This is a genomic window from Seonamhaeicola sp. ABD4_175 (genome assembly GCF_056160885.1).
Genome location: NZ_JBSWYC010000002.1, coordinates 629,812 through 651,367 on the forward strand (window position 1 = coordinate 629,812; position 21,556 = coordinate 651,367).

The 21,556-nt window shown below is 34.6% G+C and carries 13 protein-coding genes; 5 read left to right on the plus strand and 8 right to left on the minus strand.

Going from position 1 to position 21,556, the window contains the following annotated elements:
- Positions 1–15 precede the first annotated feature (15 nt).
- The 7 genes from ACXAG4_RS09120 to ACXAG4_RS09150 all read right to left on the minus strand — a co-directional run bounded on the left by ACXAG4_RS09120 (position 16) and on the right by ACXAG4_RS09150 (position 10,604).
- A complete protein-coding gene (locus ACXAG4_RS09120; protein ID WP_475295767.1) occupies positions 16–972 on the minus strand; it encodes an alpha/beta hydrolase in 957 nt (318 codons plus the stop codon).
- 3 nt (positions 973–975) lie between these two features.
- Positions 976–2,916, minus strand: a complete 1,941-nt coding sequence (locus ACXAG4_RS09125) for a glycoside hydrolase family 13 protein (RefSeq protein WP_475295768.1) — start codon at positions 2,914–2,916, stop codon at positions 976–978.
- An 8-nt stretch (positions 2,917–2,924) separates the two neighbouring features.
- Positions 2,925–5,039 (minus strand): glycoside hydrolase family 97 protein, encoded by a 2,115-nt coding sequence (locus tag ACXAG4_RS09130; protein ID WP_475295769.1) that lies wholly within the window; start codon positions 5,037–5,039, stop codon positions 2,925–2,927.
- 13 nt (positions 5,040–5,052) lie between these two features.
- Entirely contained in the window at positions 5,053–7,362 is a 2,310-nt protein-coding gene (locus tag ACXAG4_RS09135; protein WP_475295770.1) for a glycoside hydrolase family 65 protein, read from the minus strand.
- 7 nt (positions 7,363–7,369) lie between these two features.
- Positions 7,370–8,029, minus strand: coding sequence for a beta-phosphoglucomutase (pgmB, locus tag ACXAG4_RS09140; protein ID WP_475295771.1), 660 nt, complete (start codon positions 8,027–8,029; stop codon positions 7,370–7,372).
- Positions 8,022–9,398, minus strand: coding sequence for an MFS transporter (locus ACXAG4_RS09145; protein WP_475295772.1), 1,377 nt, complete (start codon positions 9,396–9,398; stop codon positions 8,022–8,024). The genes pgmB and ACXAG4_RS09145 overlap by 8 nt, the downstream gene beginning before the upstream one ends.
- Positions 9,399–9,530: 132 nt before the next feature.
- A complete protein-coding gene (locus ACXAG4_RS09150) occupies positions 9,531–10,604 on the minus strand; it encodes a LacI family DNA-binding transcriptional regulator (protein WP_475295773.1) in 1,074 nt (357 codons plus the stop codon).
- 248 nt (positions 10,605–10,852) lie between these two features.
- Here ACXAG4_RS09150 and ACXAG4_RS09155 point away from each other — a divergent pair, with 248 nt between their 5' ends.
- The 5 genes from ACXAG4_RS09155 to ACXAG4_RS09175 all read left to right on the plus strand — a co-directional run bounded on the left by ACXAG4_RS09155 (position 10,853) and on the right by ACXAG4_RS09175 (position 20,800).
- Entirely contained in the window at positions 10,853–13,771 is a 2,919-nt protein-coding gene (locus ACXAG4_RS09155; protein ID WP_475295774.1) for a SusC/RagA family TonB-linked outer membrane protein, read from the plus strand.
- Between the two features lie 11 nt (positions 13,772–13,782).
- Positions 13,783–15,384 carry a RagB/SusD family nutrient uptake outer membrane protein gene (locus ACXAG4_RS09160; protein WP_475295775.1) on the plus strand — a complete coding sequence of 534 codons (1,602 nt, stop codon included), beginning with the start codon at positions 13,783–13,785 and terminating at the stop codon, positions 15,382–15,384.
- A 15-nt stretch (positions 15,385–15,399) separates the two neighbouring features.
- A complete protein-coding gene (locus tag ACXAG4_RS09165) occupies positions 15,400–16,500 on the plus strand; it encodes a SusE domain-containing protein (RefSeq protein WP_475295776.1) in 1,101 nt (366 codons plus the stop codon).
- A 19-nt stretch (positions 16,501–16,519) separates the two neighbouring features.
- Positions 16,520–17,983, plus strand: a complete 1,464-nt coding sequence (locus tag ACXAG4_RS09170) for a SusE domain-containing protein (RefSeq protein ID WP_475295777.1) — start codon at positions 16,520–16,522, stop codon at positions 17,981–17,983.
- A 66-nt stretch (positions 17,984–18,049) separates the two neighbouring features.
- Entirely contained in the window at positions 18,050–20,800 is a 2,751-nt protein-coding gene (locus ACXAG4_RS09175) for an alpha-amylase family glycosyl hydrolase (RefSeq protein ID WP_475295778.1), read from the plus strand.
- A gap of 86 nt (positions 20,801–20,886) precedes the next feature.
- Here ACXAG4_RS09175 and fsa read toward each other — a convergent pair whose 3' ends face one another.
- On the minus strand, positions 20,887–21,540 hold the full coding sequence (fsa, locus tag ACXAG4_RS09180) for a fructose-6-phosphate aldolase (protein ID WP_475295779.1): 654 nt from the start codon (positions 21,538–21,540) through the stop codon (positions 20,887–20,889).
- Positions 21,541–21,556: the final 16 nt, after the last annotated feature.

The following is a 21,556-nucleotide window of genomic DNA, read 5'->3' on the forward strand; positions in this document are numbered from 1 at the left end:
ATTTATTATTGAAATTTATTTTTTCAGCAGAAATGTAAGCGGCTCGTTTAAGCGTTTATTCCAAGAATTTTCACTATGGTCTGTGCCTTCAAATTTTAAATTTTTATAGTTTGAAGATGTATAGCCGTTATTAAAAAAAATACTATCTACGGTTGAAGCGTATTGAGGATAGTGTGCATCTAAAGTTTCTGAACCATAATCAAAATACACTTTATGATTTTTAGCATTGGGCACATGCTTTTTTAAATACGAAAAAATAGCTTTTGGTAACGGATTTTCTTCTATTGGGGCAGCACCTGGCCAATGTGTAGACATACATGCAGCACCACCAAAAACTTCAGGATATTCGCAAATAGCATACATACTCATTAATCCACCCATGCTTGATCCTGCTACAAAAGTATGTTCCATAGTTTTTAATGTTGCGTATTGGCTATCAATAAAAGGTTTTAATTCATTAACTAAAAACTTCAGATAATTATCTCCCGATAAATCACTTGTTTGTTTAATTTCATTTCTTTGATTAGAAATCAATGTTTTTTCTTCATCATTTAAATTAGAAAAAGCTTTTTCAGGAAATAAATCTTGCCAACGTATTTCAGGAATATTGTAAATGGCAACAACAATAAAATCTTGAGTTACGCCCTCATTTTGAAGTTTACTTGCCCACTCATCCACCATCCATTCTTGCTTATTCCAGGTAGTTGAGGCATCAAATAACATTTGCCCATCGTGCATGTAAAGCACCTCATATTTTTTATTTGAAGAATAACTGTTAGGCAACCAAACATCAACCGTTCTTGGTTTGATTAAATTGGTTTTAAAATTGGTGTAACGCTCTAAATATCCACCAGTAATATTTTTAGTTATTTTAACTGGTTTCATATGCTTTTTTTCTGTTGTTTGCTTCGGTTCGTTTTTACAGGTAGTAAAAAGTAAAAGGAAGCTAAAAAATGCTATTAATTTTTTCATAAGTTATAATTTTGAACTGAAAATAAAGCTTCCTTTTTCGTTTAATTCTAAAACATCATTCCACACAAAAGTTTGGTTTGATATAATATTTTTAAGTGTTTTACCTTGCAGACCTATTTCTTTAAACCTTTGTAAATCAAGAGTTGTTTCACCTTCATTTTTATTTATTACATGCATTACAACGTCGTTTTCAAAAATTCTAAAAAGTACGTAAACTCCATTTTGAGGTGCAAAATGAATGGTTTTACCCTTATGAATAGCTTTACTATTTTTTCTGAAATTTAAAAGTGTTTTAAGGTAGTTTTGCATGTCTTTTTGCGCATTGGTTAAACCTTCGCCCGTAAATGCATTAACAGTATCGGTATCCCATCCACCAGGGAAATCTCCTCGAAGCAAACCGTGGTCTCCTGGTTTATCAAAATCATTCATTAAAATTTCGGTACCATAGTATATTTGTGGGGTACGAGGTAATGTTAAAATGGTACTTAAGGCCATTTTTGTATTGGTTATATCACCATTTAACTGGGTAAAAATACGGCTCATATCATGGTTGTCATTAAAAATCATGATATCATTGGGTCTTGTATAAGCAAAATCATTTGCTAAACCTTCGTAAATTTTAACCAAACCACGATCCCAAGACTCTTCTTCTTTTAAAGCCTCAGTAATTTTGGCTTGCATTGCAAAATCCATGGTTGATTTTAGGTTAGAATCATAACCATCGTTATTTTCATGTCCGTCTTGCCAATATGCAATTAGCAATGGGTTGTAGCTCCACTCTTCGCCTACAATATTAAAATTAGGATACTCTGCCATTATAGCGCCTGCCCAATCACTCATAAATTCTTTATCAGGATATGGGTATGTGTCTTGACGAATACCACCAAGTTCTAAAGTTTCTACCCACCAAATGCTATTTTGAATTAAATAAGTTGCTAAAAATGGATTTTTCTGATTTAAATCAGGCATTGTTGGCACAAACCAGCCTTCATTCATAGCTGCTTTATCGCTTTTAGAGGCATATATATCTTGATTAGCTGTTCTGCGGTGATTTGAATTGAATAGACTTTCTTTGTTATTAAGAAATGTTTCTTGCTGATTCACCCAATTATTAAAAGGCAAATCTTTCATCCACCAGTGTTCAGATCCGCAATGATTTGCCACTTGATCCATGATTAATTTCATGCCACGTTCTTGCGCCTTTTTTGATAAATTGATGTATTCATCTAAAGTACCAAAACGCGGATCGACCTGATAAAAATTAGTCATTGCATACCCATGATATGATGAGCTTTGCATATCATTAGTTAACAACGGGCAAGGCCAAATGGCTGTAAAACCCATTTTCTCAATATAATCTAAATGTTTAGTTATGCCAGCAATATCTCCACCATGCCTACCATAGTCATTGGTTCTATCAACAGTTTTTTCTAATAATTGTGAATTTACATCATTGGCGGTGTTACCGTTGGCAAACCTATCGGGTGTAATTAAATACACCGCATCGCTACTGCTAAAACCTACAAAATCTTCGGCTGCTTTGGTGCGCTCTTTTAACTCATAAGTGTAAACCAAATCGGTTTTATTGTCTTCGGTAAAAACTAAATTGAATTTACCAGCAGGTGTATTTTCTTCGATAATTAAGTCTATAAATAGATAATTTGGACTACCTGCTTTGTGTGTTTTTTTTATGGAAACACCCGGATATGAAATATGAGGCGTTGTTTTTGAAATATTTGGGTGTTTTACTAACAGCTGCAATGCATTGTTTTTGAAACCAACCCACCAATTTAAAGGTTCTACACGTTCAATATCGTGTTTTTCAATATCTATTACAGGTGCTTTTTTAACAGCTATACTACTTTCATTTTTACATGAAACAGCAAACACTGTTAAAAATAATATGACCCATTGTATTTTATTTCTACTGAATATATAATTCATAATTTTATTTATTTTATTTCGAAAATACTAATAGCGTAACCGCCTCCAGGAACCGATAACATTGATAATTTAGTTTTACTAGTCACCTTTTTTGTTGAAATTTTATAGGCTTGCGGATTGGTTTTATAATGGGCATCTTTAGCATCGGCATAAATAGTAGCCATGTACTTTTTGCCTTTTTCTAAAAAATCTAACTTAATGGAAGATGTTCTAGCTTTTTCACCATTTACATTACCCACAAACCAGTTATTACTTCCTTTTTCTTTTCGTGATACGGTAATGTATTGCCCAGGTTCTGCCTCTAAATACTTACTTTCATCCCAATCTACAGCAACGTCTTTTATAAACTGAAAAGCATCCATAAAACGTTGGTAGTTTTCGGGTAAATCGGCTGCCATTTGTAATGGGCTATACATGGTAACATACAAGGCTAATTGATTAGCAATGGTGCTATTTACATGCGAATTATTGTTGGGATTTAATTTGCTAATATCCATTTCAAAAATGCCCGGTGTATAATCCATTGGTCCGCCAATTAAACGTGTAAAAGGCAATACCGTAACATGGTTTGGTTTAGAACCACCAAAGGCTTGGAACTCGGTTCCTCTTGCCGATTCGTTACCAATTAAATTGGGGTATGTTCTGCAAATTCCTGTTGGCCTAACAGCTTCATGAGCATTTATCATTATTTGATAATCGGCTGCTTTTTCAAGTGCGTATTGATAATGGTTAACAACCCACTGGCTGTAATGATGCTCTCCACGAGGTAAAATATTACCAACGTAGCCGCTTTTTACAGCATTGTATCCGTTATCTTTCATAAATTGATATGCTTTGTCCATGTGGCGCTCATAATTTCTTGTAGAACCAGAAGTTTCATGATGCATAATCATTTTAACATTTTTAGATTTCGCATACGCGTGAATTTCTTCAACATCAAAATCTGGGTAGGGTGTTACAAAATCAAACACGTAATCTTTAGATTTACCAAACCAATCTTCCCAACCTTCATTCCAGCCTTCAACCAACAAACCATCAAAACCATGTTCTGAAGCAAAATCTATATAACGTTTCACATTCTCGTTATTGGCTGCATGTTTTCTATTGGGTTTAACCTTACTGTAATCTGTAATTCCTAATTGTACCGCAGGCAAATCATCTGTATAAGCCCAACTGCTTTTTCCGGTAATCATTTCCCACCAAACACCCATATATTTTACAGGTTTTATCCATGATGTATCTTCTATAGCACAAGGTTCATTTAAATTTAAGGTTAATTTTGATGCTAAAATATTGCGAGCATCATCACTAACCATAACGGTACGCCATGGCGAAGTACATGGCGCTTGCAAATAACCTTTATTGCCTTGCGCATCTGGTGTTAAATGTGATTCAAAAACTAAATTTTCATCATCTAACTCTAAATGCATGCACGAATAATTGATTAACGCTGCTTCATGTAAGTTGATATATAAACCATCACTTGACTTCATCATTAAGGATGTTTGAACACCTGTTTTAGAGAATTGTTCTTGTGATGCGTTATGTGTTACAGCGGTATCAAAAAGTTTGCGAATTTCAGATAATTTACTTTCGGTATAATCATACTCCTGAGAATCATAATCTCCGGGTAGCCAAAATGCGGTATGATTACCTGCCATAGCAAATTGCGTACGCTCTTCTTTTATAACAAAATACACCAATTCGGTTTGTTCAGGAAACTCATAACGAAAGCCTAAACCATCATTAAACAACCTAAAACGTAAAGTCATTTTTCTGTTGGTTTCGTTTTGTTTTAAAGCTACCGCTAACTCGTTATAATTATTTTGAATTTCGTTTTGTTCTCCCCAAACTGGCTGCCAAGTATCATTAAATGTAGCTTGTTCTGTTGTAACAACCACAAAATCGTTTAACAAAGATTTTTCGTCATCTTTCAGCTCTAACCCTAATGTACTTTGCTTAATAACCGCTTTGTTTTTGAAACTTAACTTGTACGTTGGCACACCGTTACCTTGCATGCTAAAAGTCATAATTAACTCTCCGTTAGGCGATTTTAACTCTTGTGCATTTAAGGTTATGGTTGCTACAAAAAAGAGTGTTAATAAAATTGCAATTTGTTTCATTACCTGTATTTTTTTAATTTGATGTTTGAAGCGTCTTTGGTTTAACCGTTTGTGGTTTGCCATCTACACAAATATTAAGTGCGTTACCGCTTACCATTTCAAAGGTTGTTTGGGTTTGCGTTACATTTACTTTTATTATATAGTTTCTAAAATTAACTTTAAACGAAAATGCTTCCCATTGTTCTGGAATTTTAGGCTCAAAATGTAGTGTATTATCTTTAACACGCATACCACCAAAACCTTCAACAATACTCATCCAAGTGCCCGCCATACTTGTAATATGTAAGCCTTCATGAACTTCTTTATTATAATCATCTAAATCTAAACGCGAGGTTCTTAAATAGAAGGTGTAAGCCTGCTCCATTCTGCCTAATTTTGCAGCTTGAATACTGTGTACACATGGCGACAATGAACTTTCGTGTACTGTAAAAGGCTCATAAAAATCGAAATGACGTTGTAATTCTTCGGTAGAAAATTGATCTTCAAAAAAGTAGAAACCTTGTAATACATCGGCTTGTTTAATGTAAGGTGAACGTAAAATTCTGTCCCAAGACCAATATTGGTTTATTGGACGTTCTTCTTTAGGTAAATTAGCCACTGTAATTAATGCTTTATCTAAAAAACCATCTTGTTGTAAAAATACATTGTGTTTTTCAGAATAAGGAAAATACATGTTATCTGCAACGGCTTTCCAAAGGGCAATTTCAGATTTAGTAAGTTTTACTTTTTCGGCAATTCTAACAAAATCATTATTATATTTTGAATCTACAATTTCTAAATTTTCAAGCGCATAATTAATACACCATTGCGCTAAATAGTTAGTGTACCAATTGTTATTTACGTTGTTTTCGTATTCGTTTGGTCCTGTAACGCCAAGAATAACGTATTTGTTTTTTTCGGATGAAAAGTTAGCGCGTTGATGCCAAAAACGGGCAATACCAATTAAAACTTCCAATCCTTTTTCTGGAATGTAGCTATAATCTCCTGTGTAACGATGGTAATTATAAATAGCAAAAGCTATGGCGCCGTTACGGTGAATTTCTTCAAAAGTAATTTCCCATTCGTTGTGGCACTCTTCACCATTCATGGTTACCATTGGATATAATGCTGCGCCATTTTTAAAACCTAATTTTTCAGCATTTTCAATGGCTCTATCTAAGTGGTTATAACGATATTCTAATAAAGTTTTTGCAACACTTTGATCTTTGGTTGCCATATAGAACGGTATGCAATAGGCCTCGGTATCCCAGTAGGTACTACCACCATATTTTTCGCCTGTAAATCCTTTTGGCCCAATATTTAACCTAGAATCTGTACCTAAATAGGTTTGGTTTAATTGAAAAATATTAAAACGAATACCTTGTTGCGCTTTAACATCGCCCTCAATAGTAATATCGGCACGTTCCCAAATGTTTGCCCAAGCTTCTTTTTGGTTGTTTAAAAGCGCATTGAAACCTAAAGTTTGCGCTTTTTCTAAAACTTGTTTTGCTGCTGAAACTAAAGCCTTTTTATCGTGGTTTCTATCAACAGTATAACCTGCATATTTATTAATGGTACAAGTTTCGCCTTGTTTTACATTGGCTTTATATGAGAAGGTAATTTTATTATTTTCAGTTTCAAGCGAAGGTTCTAAATTTAGCCCTTTTTCATTTACACTAATTTGAGATTGCATAAAAGTACACACATGAAAATCGGTTTTCATGGTTCTTGCCTCAATAAATGCCTGCTCACCTTGATTGCTTACGTTTAAAACATCCCAAAACTTATCGTCCCAGTTTGTATCTTTATTAGTAATACCATTATCTAAATACGGTTTAAAAACAACCTCTGCATCTGCATTTAAAGGTGTTACGCTGTATTTAATAGCACCTAATTCATCTAATGTTAAACTTAAAAAACGTAGGCTTTCAACTTTTACTTTTATATTATTTGGCAAGCTTGCGGTAAACGTTCTTGCTAACCACCCTTCTTTCATGTTAAGCTCACGCTTAAAATCTTCAACTTTTGTACAAGTATTCAAATCTAAAGTTTCGCCGTTAATTTCAACGTCTATTCCAATCCAATTTGGTGCGTTTAAAACTTTAGCAAAGTACTCTGGATAGCCATTTTTCCACCAACCTACGCGGGTTTTATCAGGGTAATAAACACCCGCAATATAGCTACCTTGAAAGGTTTGCCCCGAATAGCTTTCTTCAAAATTAGCACGTTGCCCCATAGCACCATTACCAATACTAAACAAACTCTCTGAGGCCTCTACTCTACTGGCATCAAAACCTTCTTCTATGATAGACCAGCTATTTGGTTTTATATAATCTTGATTCATCTTTCTTTCAATTTAATGTCATTAACGTTTCAAAAAAACGTTCTGAAATTTCGGTTAAGTTGTTTACGTTATAATCTGCCTGGTTTAGTGTTTTTTTATCTCCAACACCAACTGCAAACATGCCTGCATTTTTAGCTGCTTCAATACCTGCAATGGCATCTTCAAAAACCACACAGTGTTCTGGTTTTATATTTAGTTTTTCGGCCCCTATTAAAAACACCTCTGGATCTGGTTTTGCTTTACTAACACTGTTACCATCTACAATGGCTTCAAACCTATTGTATAAACCTATTTGCTTTAAAATTAATGGCGCATTTTTACTCGCAGAACCTAACACGTATTTTATTCTTTTTTCATCTAAATAATTTAAAAGTTTATTTACTCCTGGTAGAATTTCATCTGCCGTCATTTTTGTAATAAACTCTAAATAATCTTCATTTTTACTTACCAAATACGCTTGTTTTTGCGCTTCGGAAATGGTTTTATTTCCAACTTCTAAAAGAATTTCTAAAGAACGCACTCTACTTACGCCCTTTAAAAGCTCATTATGTGTTTCGGTAAACTCAAAGCCTAAACTATCGGCTAATTTTTTCCAAGCTAAAAAATGGTATTTGGCAGTATCTACTATAACGCCGTCTAAATCGAATATTACACCTATCTTATTCATTTTCTGTTTGATATGATATGGCAGATTTGTTGGTTATTAAAAAGTTACATAAACCTGCTACAATTAAACTCATTCCTGCAACTAGCATTGCATTTATTGCTTCTTCACCTATTAATCCTGAAATAAAATTAATACCGCCTAAAGCTGCTATTATTTGTGGTATTACAATAAACATGTTAAAAATACCCATAAACATGCCCATTTTTTTGGGGTCTACAGAGCTTGATAACATGGCGTAAGGCATAGATAATATACTACCCCACGAAACACCAATAAGTACAAAGCAATATTTTAAGTAATCTGGATTGTTAATAAAGTACATTAAAATAAACCCTAAACCACCCAGCATGAGTGATATCATGTGAACGTATTTACGATTTATGGTTCGTTTTGATGTGTAAAAGGTTAACAACAAGGCAAAAGCCATAGATGACAACCCATAAATACCCATGGCAGACCCCACTAAATTTGATGCTTTTTGAAACGCCGTATTAGCAATGTTAAAAGCTTCTTTTTCTGCTGAAATTTCCATGTTAAAATTAGCTTCAACTGGTGCCGGCGCATTAAACACATGCTCTGTTAGTGCAGGGGTAGCTAAACTCCACATGGTAAAAAAAGCGAACCATGAAAAAAACTGAATAACTCCAAGACGTTTCATTGTTTTGGGCATTTTCCCTATGTTTTCAGTAATATCTTTTATAAATCTGCTTTTTTGTTCTTTTTCCTTTTGAAATGCCTCTAGGTCTTCTGGCGGATATTCGCTTGTAGTAAAAATGGTGTACAATACACTTAATAGAAAAACAAAGCCACCAATTGCAAAGGCAACTTTAACAGACATAGGAACAACACCTTGCGGCGCTGCATCACTATAGCCAAGTTGCGATACCATCCAAGGCAAATTACTTGCCACCCAAGTGCCAATACCAATAATTAAAGTTTGCACAACAAAACCGTATGACCTTTGCGACTCGGGTAACTTATCGGCTACCAAGGCTCTAAATGGCTCCATAGATATGTTTATAGATGCATCTAACACCCATAAAAAACCAGCGGCTACCCACAATGCAGGTGAATGCGGCACAAAAAATAAAGCTATTGAGCTTAAAATAGCCCCAATTAAAAAATAAGGCCTACGCCTACCAAGCTTAGAATGCCACGTTCTATCACTTAAATAACCTACTATAGGTTGTACCAACAAACCTGTTAAAGGTGCAGCAATCCATAGTAATGGAATATCATCATGATTAGCTCCTAATGTTTGAAAAATGCGAGACATAAAGCCTCCTTGCAGTGCAAAACCGAATTGAATTCCTAAGAAACCGAAACTCATGTTCCAAATTTCCCAGAAACTTAACTTACGCTTTTCCATTAAATAGTATGTTAAAATTAATACTATTTGATAAGCGATATGTACTTATCAAAACTTATGTGAGAAGTGAAAATATAAGTTTTGAATTTGGGTCAAAGATAAATAAAAGTTTTTAAATTACTATAAAAAAATTTATTTAGTAGATTCTCTTTCAATGATTTCTGTTTCAATCACTAATTTTATAAAATCTTTTTTAGGCTCATTACTAGCCAAATACGATGGCTGATCATAATCCATTGCCTCTAATCTATCTATTAATAAATTAGCCGATTGTTCACCAATTTTTTGCCCATGTTGGCTCACTGTAGTTAAACTTGGCGTTGCGTGTTTAGACAAAACACCATCAGTAAAGCCAATAACTTGCATATCTTCAGGAATTGTTAACCCTAATTTTCGAGCCACTTTCATAGCTGTAACTGCATACAGTTCATTTACAGCAAACAAGCCATCAATTTTAGGGTTTGTTTTAAAAAATTGTTCAATTTCATTTTCTAAAACTTCGATATGATTTTCAACATCTAGTTTATCATCAATTTTTAAAATCAAATTAGGATTTGCTTCAATATTATCATTTTTCAAAGCCTCTAAATACCCCTGTGTTCTTAATCTTCCAACGCTTATATAATCCATAGTAGTAATAAGCGCTATATTTTTGCATTTATTTGCAATAAGTTTCTCTACAGCTTTTATGGCGCCTTTAAAATCGTCTACAATAACTTTATCACAATCTACCTCATCTACAACCCTATCAAACATAACAATTGGTATTCCTTGATCTATGGTAGCATTAAAATGATGGTAATCTTGCTTAAGCATTGTTTCCTTAGATATTGATAAAATAAAACCATCTATACTGCCACCGGCAAGCATTTCCATATTTATAATTTCTTTAGTAAACGACTCGTTAGATAGCCCCACAATTACGTTATAACCACGCCTATTGGCCACACGCTCAATACCTCGAATTACCGTAGAAAAAAAATGATGAACAATTTCTGGAATTAAAATACCAATGGTTTTAGTTTTTCGGTTTTTTAAACTTAAAGCAATATTATTGGGCCTGTAGTTGTATAATTTTGCAAAGGCTTGAATTTTTTGCTTAGTATCTTCACTAATTTCTTTGCTATCACTTAAGGCTTTTGAAACTGTAGAGACCGATACATCTAACTCTTTTGCTATTTGTTTTAGGGTAATTTTTCTTTTCATTTAGTTTAAAAACACTATTTAGTTGTTATAGTAAAGGTACACAAAAACACCTTGTTAGCAATATTTAAAATATGCGAAATAACCAAAATATAGCTTTTAAAATTAAAAGTTATCAACACGAAAACGTTTTCGATGAATATTTCGTAATTTGAAATTATTTGTTTACAATTTCTTTACATAGTTTTATTCTCTGAGAAGTGAAAATATACTCAAGACTAACTAAAAGACATTAATTTAAAAATTATTGTATGAAAACAACAATGAATGGGTTACTCCTTTTTTTGTTTTTTGTGCCAATAAGCTTATTTGCACAAAATATTGTAAAAGGAACAGTAACTGAAAAATCAACAGCCATTCCGCTTCCTGGAGTAAATGTTGTAATTAAAAATACTACAACAGGTACATCAACAGATTTTGACGGGCAATACCAAATACAAGCCAACAAAGGCGACGTTTTAGTGTTTACTTATGTAGGCTATTTGCCCATAGAAGTTCCGTTTACGGGGCAATCAACAATAAATGTTGAAATGGCCGAAGACGCCGCTTTACTAGATGAGATAGTAGTTATTGGTTATGGTTCTACAACCAAAAAAGATGCCACAGGCTCGGTTGAAGCCATAACTTCTAAAGATTTTACCAGAGGCAACATTGTTACACCCGAAAACCTTTTAAGTGGTAGAATTTCTGGTGTTAGTATTAACACTAGTGGTGCTCCTGGTTCAGGATCTCAAATTAGAATTCGTGGTGGATCTTCTATTAACGCATCAAATGATCCGTTAATTATTATTGATGGTTTACCAATTACAAACGACTCTAACCGAGGATCGCGTGGTATTTTGGCTAGTATTAACCCAAATGATATTGATTCATTTTCAGTATTAAAAGATGCTTCTGCAACGGCTATTTATGGTTCTAGAGCAGCAAATGGTGTTATTATTATTGTAACTAAAAAAGGTAAATCTACCTTTAGCGCTACTTTAGATTCTCAATATAGCTTTGGCGAATTAACTGATAGAGTTAACGTGTTTAGCGCTAACGATTTTAGAAACTTAGTAGCGTCGCAACCAATTAACGGTTCTAATTTAGATGAAACTTTATTAGGAAACGCAAATACAGATTGGCAAGATGAAATTTTTAGAAACACTGTTTCATCGCAACACAATTTATCTTTACAAGGCTCATTATTTAAAGCCATTCCTACTAGATTTTCTTTCGGAATAACAAATCAAGAAGGTGCAATTATGACTTCAGAATTTGAGCGAAGAAACCTAGGATTAGCCTTAAACCCAAGTCTTTTTGATGATCATTTAAAAATTAATTTAAATGCAAACTTATCATTTGAAGATAACCGTTTTGCAGATTCAGGACAAATTGGCGCTGCTTTACGCTATGACCCAACACAACCTGTATATGATGCAACATCGCCTTTTGGTGGTTTCTATCAGCACCGTAACGGTAGCACACTTTTAAATGGTACTACAAACCCTGTAGCATCTTTACTTCAAACTAATAACATAGGCGACTCTAACAGAGCTTACGGTAACTTAAACTTAGATTACAAATTTCATTTCTTACCAGAATTAAAAGCTGTTTTAAATATTGGTTATGATGAAACTGAAACTAAAGAAATACAAAGAACATCTGCTCTTGTAGCTACAAATGACGATGTTAGAGGTAATGTTTTTGACAGATTTGAAAAAAGAACCAACGAGTTATTTGATGGTTATTTAAACTACTCAAAAGAGTTTAACAACGTACGCTCTGAGTTTACTGCTGGTTACTCATACCAAAAATTCACTTTTAAAGGTAATAACACAGGTAACAGATTAGACCCAAATAGCGCGCCAGATATTTATGCAGATCCAGATGTGGTTTTAATAGGCTTTTTCGGTAGAGCTAATTTAACTTTTGCTGATAAGTATTTATTAACACTTACTTACAGACGTGATGGTTCTTCAAGATTTAGCGAAGAAAACCGCTGGGGTAATTTCCCTGCAGCTGCTTTAGCTTGGAATATTAGCGACGAAGATTTCTTAAAAAATTCAAAAGTTATTTCAAACTTAAAATTAAGAGCTGGTTACGGTATTACAGGGCAACAAGAGGTTACCCAAAAAGACATCTTTTTAAATCGCTACCGCGGTGGTAACCCAAACTCGCAATACCAGTTTGGTAACACTATTATTCAATCTTTAATTGCTTCTGAAATTAACCCAGATTTAAAATGGGAAGAAACAACTACCATTGAATTTGGTGTAGATTATGGGTTATTTGACAACAAATTATCTGGATCTTTAAACGTTTTCCAAAAAAATTCAAAAGATTTATTATTTGAAGCCTCAGTGGCCGATGGTGCAAACTTTTCAAACAACGTTATTCAAAACATTGGAGAGCTACGCATACAAGGTTTAGAATTTTCTTTAAATGCCGATGTTGTTAAACAAGAAGATTTTAATGTAAACCTGAACTTTAATGCTACATTTTTAGATAGAGAAATTACAGATTTAGCTTTAGGGCAAGATGTAAGAACTGGTGGTATTGCTGGTGGTACTGGTAATAACATTCAAATGCACAGAATTGGCGAAGCACCTAACTCATTTAGCGTTTACAAACAACTTTATGATACTGCAGGAAACCCAATTGAAGGCGCTTACGCAGATTTAAACGGTGATAATGTTATTAATGATGATGACCGTTATATTAAAGAAAATCCGGGTGCCGATGTTATTTTAGGTTTCCAATCTAACATTAACTATAAAAACTTCGATTTATCTTTTAACATGCGTGCAAACCTAGGCAACTACGTTTACAACAACGTAAATTCATCTAGAGCACAATTAGGTCAATTACAAGACAATGCTGTTTTAGGCAACGTTCCAACATCAGTACTTAACACTAATTTCCAACGTACTTCAGATGTTATTACTTCAGATTTATATTTAGAAGATGCTTCATTCTTAAAAATGGACAACATTACATTAGGTTACACATTTAACAACATTTCTAAAAAACTAAAAAGTATTAGACTTTGGGGTGGTGTTCAAAATGTATTTGTTATTACAAACTACTCTGGTTTAGATCCTGAAGTTACAGGAACAGACCCTGGTATAGACAACTTAATTTACCCAAGACCAAGAACTATTTTGGCTGGAGCTAATTTTAAATTTTAAAAAAATTAACTATGAAAACAAGATTTAAAATACATAAAGCACTTGGTTTAATTTGCTTATTTGTTGTTACACTAACAGCTTGTACAGACGATTTAGATATAACACCAAATGATGACCAAACAACACTTAGTGACGATTTGTACGCCAACGAAAGCGCATACAAACAAGTACTTGCCGGCATATATGCTAACTTAGCATTAACCGGAACAGACGGACCAGAAAGTTCTAACTTAGATGGTATTGATGCTGGTACTAGCCAATTTGGCCGTGTACTTTTATACACACAAACCTTGGCTGCAGACCAAATGATTTGGTCTTATGAAAACGACCCTGGAACAAGAGAAATTCAAAGAAACATCTGGACAGCGCAAAACCCATTATTACTTGGTATGTTTAGTAGAGCGCACCTATCAGTTGCCTTGGCTAACGATTTTTTAAGAGAAACTACCGATGGCAAATTAGATGGCAGAAATGTTTCAACAGCAGTTAGAAATCAAATACCTGCTTACAGAGCTGAAGCTAGATTAATGCGCGCTATGGCTTACTACTACTTAATGGATTTATTTGGTCAAGCCAATTTTAGCACTGAAAATGATGCTTTAAACACACAGCCTCCTGCATATGGAAGAACGGAGTTATTCAATTTTATTGAATCTGAATTATTAGATATTGAAGCAGATTTAATTGATGCTAAACAAAATGAATACGGGCGCGCAGATAAAGCCGTTGCCTATATGCTTTTAGCTAAAATTTATTTAAATGCTGAAGTTTATATAAACGAAAACAGATATAGCGATTGTATTGCGTATTGTGAAAAAGTAATAAACGGTGGCTACACTTTAGCTACAAACTATTTACACAACTTTATGGCAGATAACAATACAAACTCTGCTATAAACGAAATTATTTTCCCAATAATTTCAGATGGTCTTACAACACAAAACTATGGCCCAACAACCGTTATGGTTAATGGTTCTGTTGGAAGCATTGAACAAAACGGTGCCGAAGTTGGTGTTACTGAAGGCGGCTGGGGTGGCGCTTTTAGAATTCGCAAGCAACTTGCACAATTATTTGAAGGCCCATTTGCTGTTGATGACAGAAATACTATAATTTCTGAAGGCAGACCTATAGATATCACTGATATTTCAGACAGAGACAGTGGTTATATCATCCAAAAATACTCAAACGCAACATCAACAGGTAGCTTTGGTGTAGACTTAACTTTTGTTGATACAGATTTCCCATTATTTAGATTAGCCGATGTATACTTAATGTACGCCGAAGCTCATTTAAGAGGTGGCGGCGGTAGCGCATCAACTGCATTAGAGTATTTAAATGCTTTAAGAATAAGAGCAAACAATCCTGCTGTATTAACCGCTGGAGAAATGACTTTAGACTATATTTTAGATGAAAGAGCAAGAGAACTGCACTGGGAAGCTCACAGAAGACAAGACTTAATTAGATACGGCAGATTTACTGGCGGAAATTACAATTGGGCTTGGAAAGGTAATGGTAGTAACGGTATTTCATTATCATCACACTTAAACCTTTACCCAATACCAACAGCAAGTTTAGCATCAAACCCTAACCTTACTCAAAATCCAGGATATTAATATTAAAAATTTAAAATGATGAAAAATTTAAAACAATTTTCAGCAGTTAGTATCATTGGTTTGGTTATGCTATTTTTTGCAACCTCTTGTGATGATACTACCGATACATTTAACATAACAGACCCTTCTGCACCAATTTTAGCAGATTTAAACTTTACAGAATTAGAGCTAGACCCTGTTAACACAGGAAATCCAGCTGTAACGCTTAATTGGTCTGAGTCTGATTACGGACAACAAACAGCCGTAAACTACGCCATAGAGTTTTCAAATGACGAAGCTTTTACAACAACCGAAGTTGCAGCAACAATTACTGGCCAAACAGCTTTAACATTATCTGTTGGCGAAATAAACACAGCTGCAGGTAACGCTGGTTTAAATCCGTTTACTTGGGCTACATTATATGCAAGAGTAGTAGCTTCACTTGGTACACAACAAAGTGAGCCTATTACATCAAACACTATTAGCTTTGAAGTATATCCGTATTTCAATTATACATTTAATGATTACATTTTAGTAGGAGACGCTACTGCTCCAGGGTGGAATAACAACAACAATAACCCACCACTTTTTAGAGATGAAAGCAACAGCAGCGTATATTACTACACTGGTAGATTTGCTGAAAACGGACACTTCAAAGTGTTACAAGAAAAAGGCTTATGGCAACCACAATGGGGAACAGATGATGGCAGTACTGTAGGAGCAAACTTAGGAAGCGGCGATGACCCAGAAAGATTTCCTTATGGCGGTGGCGATGGTATTCCTGAAGGCTTTTACACCTTCACAATCAATTTTTCTAGTAACACATTTACTTTTGAACCTTTTGACGCCTCTAGCAGTACAAGTCCTGCTGCGTTAGCTATTGAAGGATCTAGTGTTGCTAACACAGCTTTAACGCCTTTGAGTTTTGATGGGCATATTTGGTATGCTAACGGTGTACGTTTAACACCTGGCGAAGTGTCTTTTATGGCAGATGGTAACGCTTGGGGAAGCACTACATCTTTCTCTGGTGTAGCAACAAACGGTGGTGGTGCAATACCAGTACCGGTAGAAGATGATTATGATATTTGGTTTAATGATTTAACAGGTCGTTACATTCTTATTCCTTTAAACCTATAATTAATTTAAACTAAAAGACATGAAATATTTTATTAATAAAATAAGCTTTCTTTTGCTGTTTTCTGCATTAATTTTTACTGCCTGCGAAACTGAAGAAAGTCTAACTATAATAGAACCAGAACCACAGTTTGTATTAAACACACCAGGCATAAGTAGTGTATTTTTAAATTACAGCTTACCAGATAACCCTGCGTTTACAATTACTTGGAGTGACGACATATACGGCGGAAATTACACTGTAGAAATGGCTACTGATGCAGATTTTACAACACCTGTAACACTAGGTACTACAGACAAAAATAATTTCTCAATGACCGTTACAGCATTAAATGATGCTATTAGAAATGCAGGAATTTCTACCTTTAGAGATATCCCTGTGTACATGCGCGTTTTGGCGGGCAGTGTAGCATCTAACAATGTTTTATTACTTGTTACTAGTTACCCTACTGATGCTCCTGAAATTACAAGTCCTACAGCAAGTGACGCTATTGTTTTATCAATAGACAGTGTTAATGACACTGCACTTACCGTTAATTGGGATGATGTTGTATTAAATTCTACTTTAGGATTAGAAATTACTTACACAGTAGAAGCTGCTGTTGCTAATACAAATTTTGCAGCACCTGTTATTGTAGGATCTGTAGTTAATAACGCTACCATTACATCAACGCATGCCGATTTAAATGCTGCAGCTTTAGGCATTGGCTTAACACCTGCTGAAGCAAACGATATTGAAATTAGAGTTATTGCCAGAAACACAAACGAAAATGGCAATACTTTAGAAAGAATTTCAGAATCTGTAATATTTTCGGTTACACCATACAGCGTTTCATTCCCTAATTTATATTTTGTGGGAGATGCTACTAACCCAGGCTGGAATCCTGATAATAACAACACACCTGTTTTTAGAGATCAAGACACACCAAACGCTTACATTTATACAGGTTACTTTAACGCTGGTGCTTTTAAATTAATTGAAGTTATTGGCCAATGGCAACCACAATGGGGCACAAATGATGGCTCAACATTAGCCGTTAACCCTGGTGGCGGATCAGACCCTGGAACTTTTAACGTTGCAACAGCTGGTTACTACACGTATACATTTACAACTGTTGGTGAATCTGGTAGTTTTAGTGTTGAAACTTATGATGCTTCTGGCGCTACAACATACACCGCAATGGGCATTATTGGTAACGCTATTGGCGGATGGGGTGATGCTGATGAAGTAAACTTTACACAACCAGATATGAACAATCCGCATATTTGGAATGCACAAAATGTAACATTTACTGAAGGTGAAGAATTCTTAATTAGAGCAAATGATGCTTGGAGCGAAGTTTGGAGATATACAGGCTCTACAGAATTACACGGAACTGCACTTTTAGCAGGCAGCGGTAACAACTTTGTATTTAATGCACCAACCGGAAGTTATAACGTTTGGTTTAATGATTTAGACGGAAGCTACATCATCATACCTAACTAATAACATTACAAACAAATAATAAAAAGGCTGATTAACTCAGCCTTTTTATGTCTTAAACTATACATTATGAAGAAGCTTTTTGGCATTATGTTACTGTTACTATCAGTAACTGTAAACGCCCAAGTATCAACCGCTCCAACAATACCTACTGCTTCAAATACAATTACTATAACTTTTAATGCCGTTGGCACTGGTTTAGAAGGTTACACTGGCGATGTTTATGCACACACAGGTGTTTTAACAACAAACTCTACAAGTCAATCAGACTGGAAACATGTTATTGGCTCATGGGGCAATAATGCCACACAACCCAAACTTACCCGCCTAGGCGCTAATAGTTATGAGTTAGTTATAACACCAAGCATAGCCTCATTTTATGGTTCCGGATCTGATGTTGTTACAGATATTGCTTTGGTTTTTAGAAACAGCGCAGGAAACGCACAAACAAACCCTGATATTTTTATAAAAATATACGCTAACGGTTTAAATGTAGCTATTACTAACCCGTTAAATGAAGCCGTTTTTAATATAAACGACAATGTTAGCATAAGTGCAGAATCTAGTATAAATGCCAATTTAAATTTAAAGGTTAATAATAACACAATACAAACTGCAACAAACGCTACAACCATTTCATCTAATTACACGTTTACAACAGCTGGAAATTATACAATTGAAGCTGTTGCTACTGAAAATTCTGAAACAAAAACCGATGTTATTTCAGTATTTGTAAAAACACCAACACAAAATGAAGCACTTCCCTCTAATTTAGAAAATGGAGTGAATATTCATAGTGATGGTTCAGTAACATTTGTTTTACAGGCACCTTTAAAAAACGATGTTTTCATAATTGGAGATTTCAATAATTGGTCGTTAAACACTGCGTATCAAATGAAGAAAGATAATGATACGTTTTGGTTAAATGTTCCTAGTCTAGACGCCAACACAGAGTATGCTTATCAATACTACATTGATTACAATTTGAAGGTTGCAGATCCGTACGCAAAAAAAATTCTAGACCCAGATGACGACCCTTATATTCCTAATACAACATACCCAAACTTAAAAACATACCCAACAGGCTTAGCCACGGGTAATGTGTCTACCTTCAAAATAAATGAAACACCTTATACATGGCAAAACACTACATTTTCTAAACCCAATAAAGAAAACCTAATAGTTTATGAAATGCTTATAAGAGACTTCACTGAAAACGATTCATTCATTGAAGCCATGACGCATTTAGATTATCTTGAAACACTTGGCGTTAATGCCATAGAATTAATGCCTGTAAGTGAGTTTGAAGGCAACAATAGCTGGGGTTACAACCCATCATTTCATGGCGCTTTAGATAAAGCTTATGGTACACAAAATGATTTTAAATCGTTTGTTGATGCTTGCCATAGCCGAGGTATTGCCGTAATTTTAGATGTAGTTTACAACCATGCCTTTGGGCAAAGTCCATTAGCTCAAATGTATTGGGATAGCGCTAATAACAAACCAGCCACTAATAACCCATGGTTAAACCCCGATGCTAAACATCCGTTTAACGTAGGTTACGATTTTAATCATGAAAGCCAATACACTAAAACCTTTGTAAAACAAACTTTAAAGTATTGGATTGAAGAGTTTAAAGTAGATGGTTTTAGGTTTGATTTATCTAAAGGCTTCACACAAACAAACAACCCAAGTAATGTGGGCGCGTGGAGCAGTCAAGACAATTCTAGAATTGCAATTCTGCAAGATTATGCCAATTATATTTGGAATAATGTATCATCCGACGCCTATTTAATTTTAGAACATTTTGCTGATAATACGGAAGAAACCATTCTTGCCAATTACGGGTTTATGCTTTGGGGCAATTTAAACCATAGCTTTAGCCAAAACACCATGGGCTTTAGTACAGATGCTGATATATCTTGGCTATCATACCAAAACAGAGGTTGGAGTAATCCGCACATTGTTGGTTATATGGAAAGCCACGACGAAGAACGTTTAATGGTAAGAAACGTAGCCTACGGCAATTCAAACGGCAGCTACAATATAAAACAACTTAGTACTGCTTTAGATAGAATTGAAGCTGCTACAGCCATTTTTTACAGTATTCCTGGTCCAAAAATGCTGTGGCAATTTGGAGAACTGGGTTATGATAAAAGTATAAATTGTGAAAGTAATATTAACGATGGCACTTGCAGGTTAGACAGAAAACCCGTTGCATGGACCTTAGGTTATGACACCGACACTAACAGAACGGATGTGTACAATGTTACCGCTAAAATGATTAACCTAAAAAAACAATATCCATCTACATTTAATACTGATAATTTTAGTATGAGCGTAAACGGTTTGTTAAAACGTGTAAACCTGTATGATAACGTTGGTAATTTAGACGCTGTAGTTATTGCAAACTTTAATGTAACTACGCAAACTATAAACCCTAATTTCCCCAATACGGGTACTTGGTATGATGCGTTTACTGAAACATCAATAAATGTAACTAGCCCAACAGCGGGCATTACGCTTCAACCCGGTGAGTATAGATTGTACACCCAAACCGCTAGTTTAAATAATCAAAATTTTGAATTGTCACAAACAATAAAAGTTTACCCAAACCCAACTCAAAATACATTTTCAATAAATAAAAATATAAATGAATTGCATATTTACACAACCACAGGTAAGTTGGTAAAATCGTTTAAAGGCAACTTTTCTAAAGGATATGCTTTTGATGTTTCAACACTACCACAAAGTATGTATGTAGTTAAAACCAATAGTGTTTTGGAAACGCCACAAGCGTTTAAAATTGTTAAACTATAGTTTAGTTTTTCATAGTTGTTTAGTTGTAACAAAAAAGCTTCTCTAAATTGAGAAGCTTTTTTAATTCTATAATATTTGAAAACTGTTTAGTTTCCCTTTTTATAATCTTCTAAAAATTTAGCTAAACCAATATCAGTTAATGGGTGTTTTAATAAACCTGTAATTGATTTTAATGGGCCTGTCATTACATCACTTCCTAATTTAGCACAATCAATAACGTGCATTGTGTGACGAATTGAAGCTGCTAAAATTTGCGTATTAAATTGGTAGTTATCATAAATTTGACGAATTTCAGCAATAAGGTTTAAACCATCGGTTGAAATATCATCTAATCTTCCTAAGAAAGGCGACACATAAGTAGCACCAGCTTTAGCTGCCAATAATGCTTGTCCTGCAGAAAACACTAATGTTACGTTAGTTCTAATACCTTTATCTGAAAAATATTTACAAGCCTTAATACCATCGGCAATTAAAGGTAATTTTACCACAATTTGTGGGTGTAAAGCAGCTAATGCTTCACCTTCTTTTACCATACCTTCAAAATCTGTTGCTATTACTTCGGCACTTACATCACCATCAACAATTTCACAAATCTTCACATAATGGTTTAAGATGTTTTGTTCACCTGTAATACCTTCTTTGGCCATTAATGATGGGTTTGTAGTTACACCATCTAAAATACCTAATGCTTGCGCTTCAGCAATATCATCAAGGTTGGCAGTGTCTATAAAAAATTTCATAGTTTTTAGTTTTGTT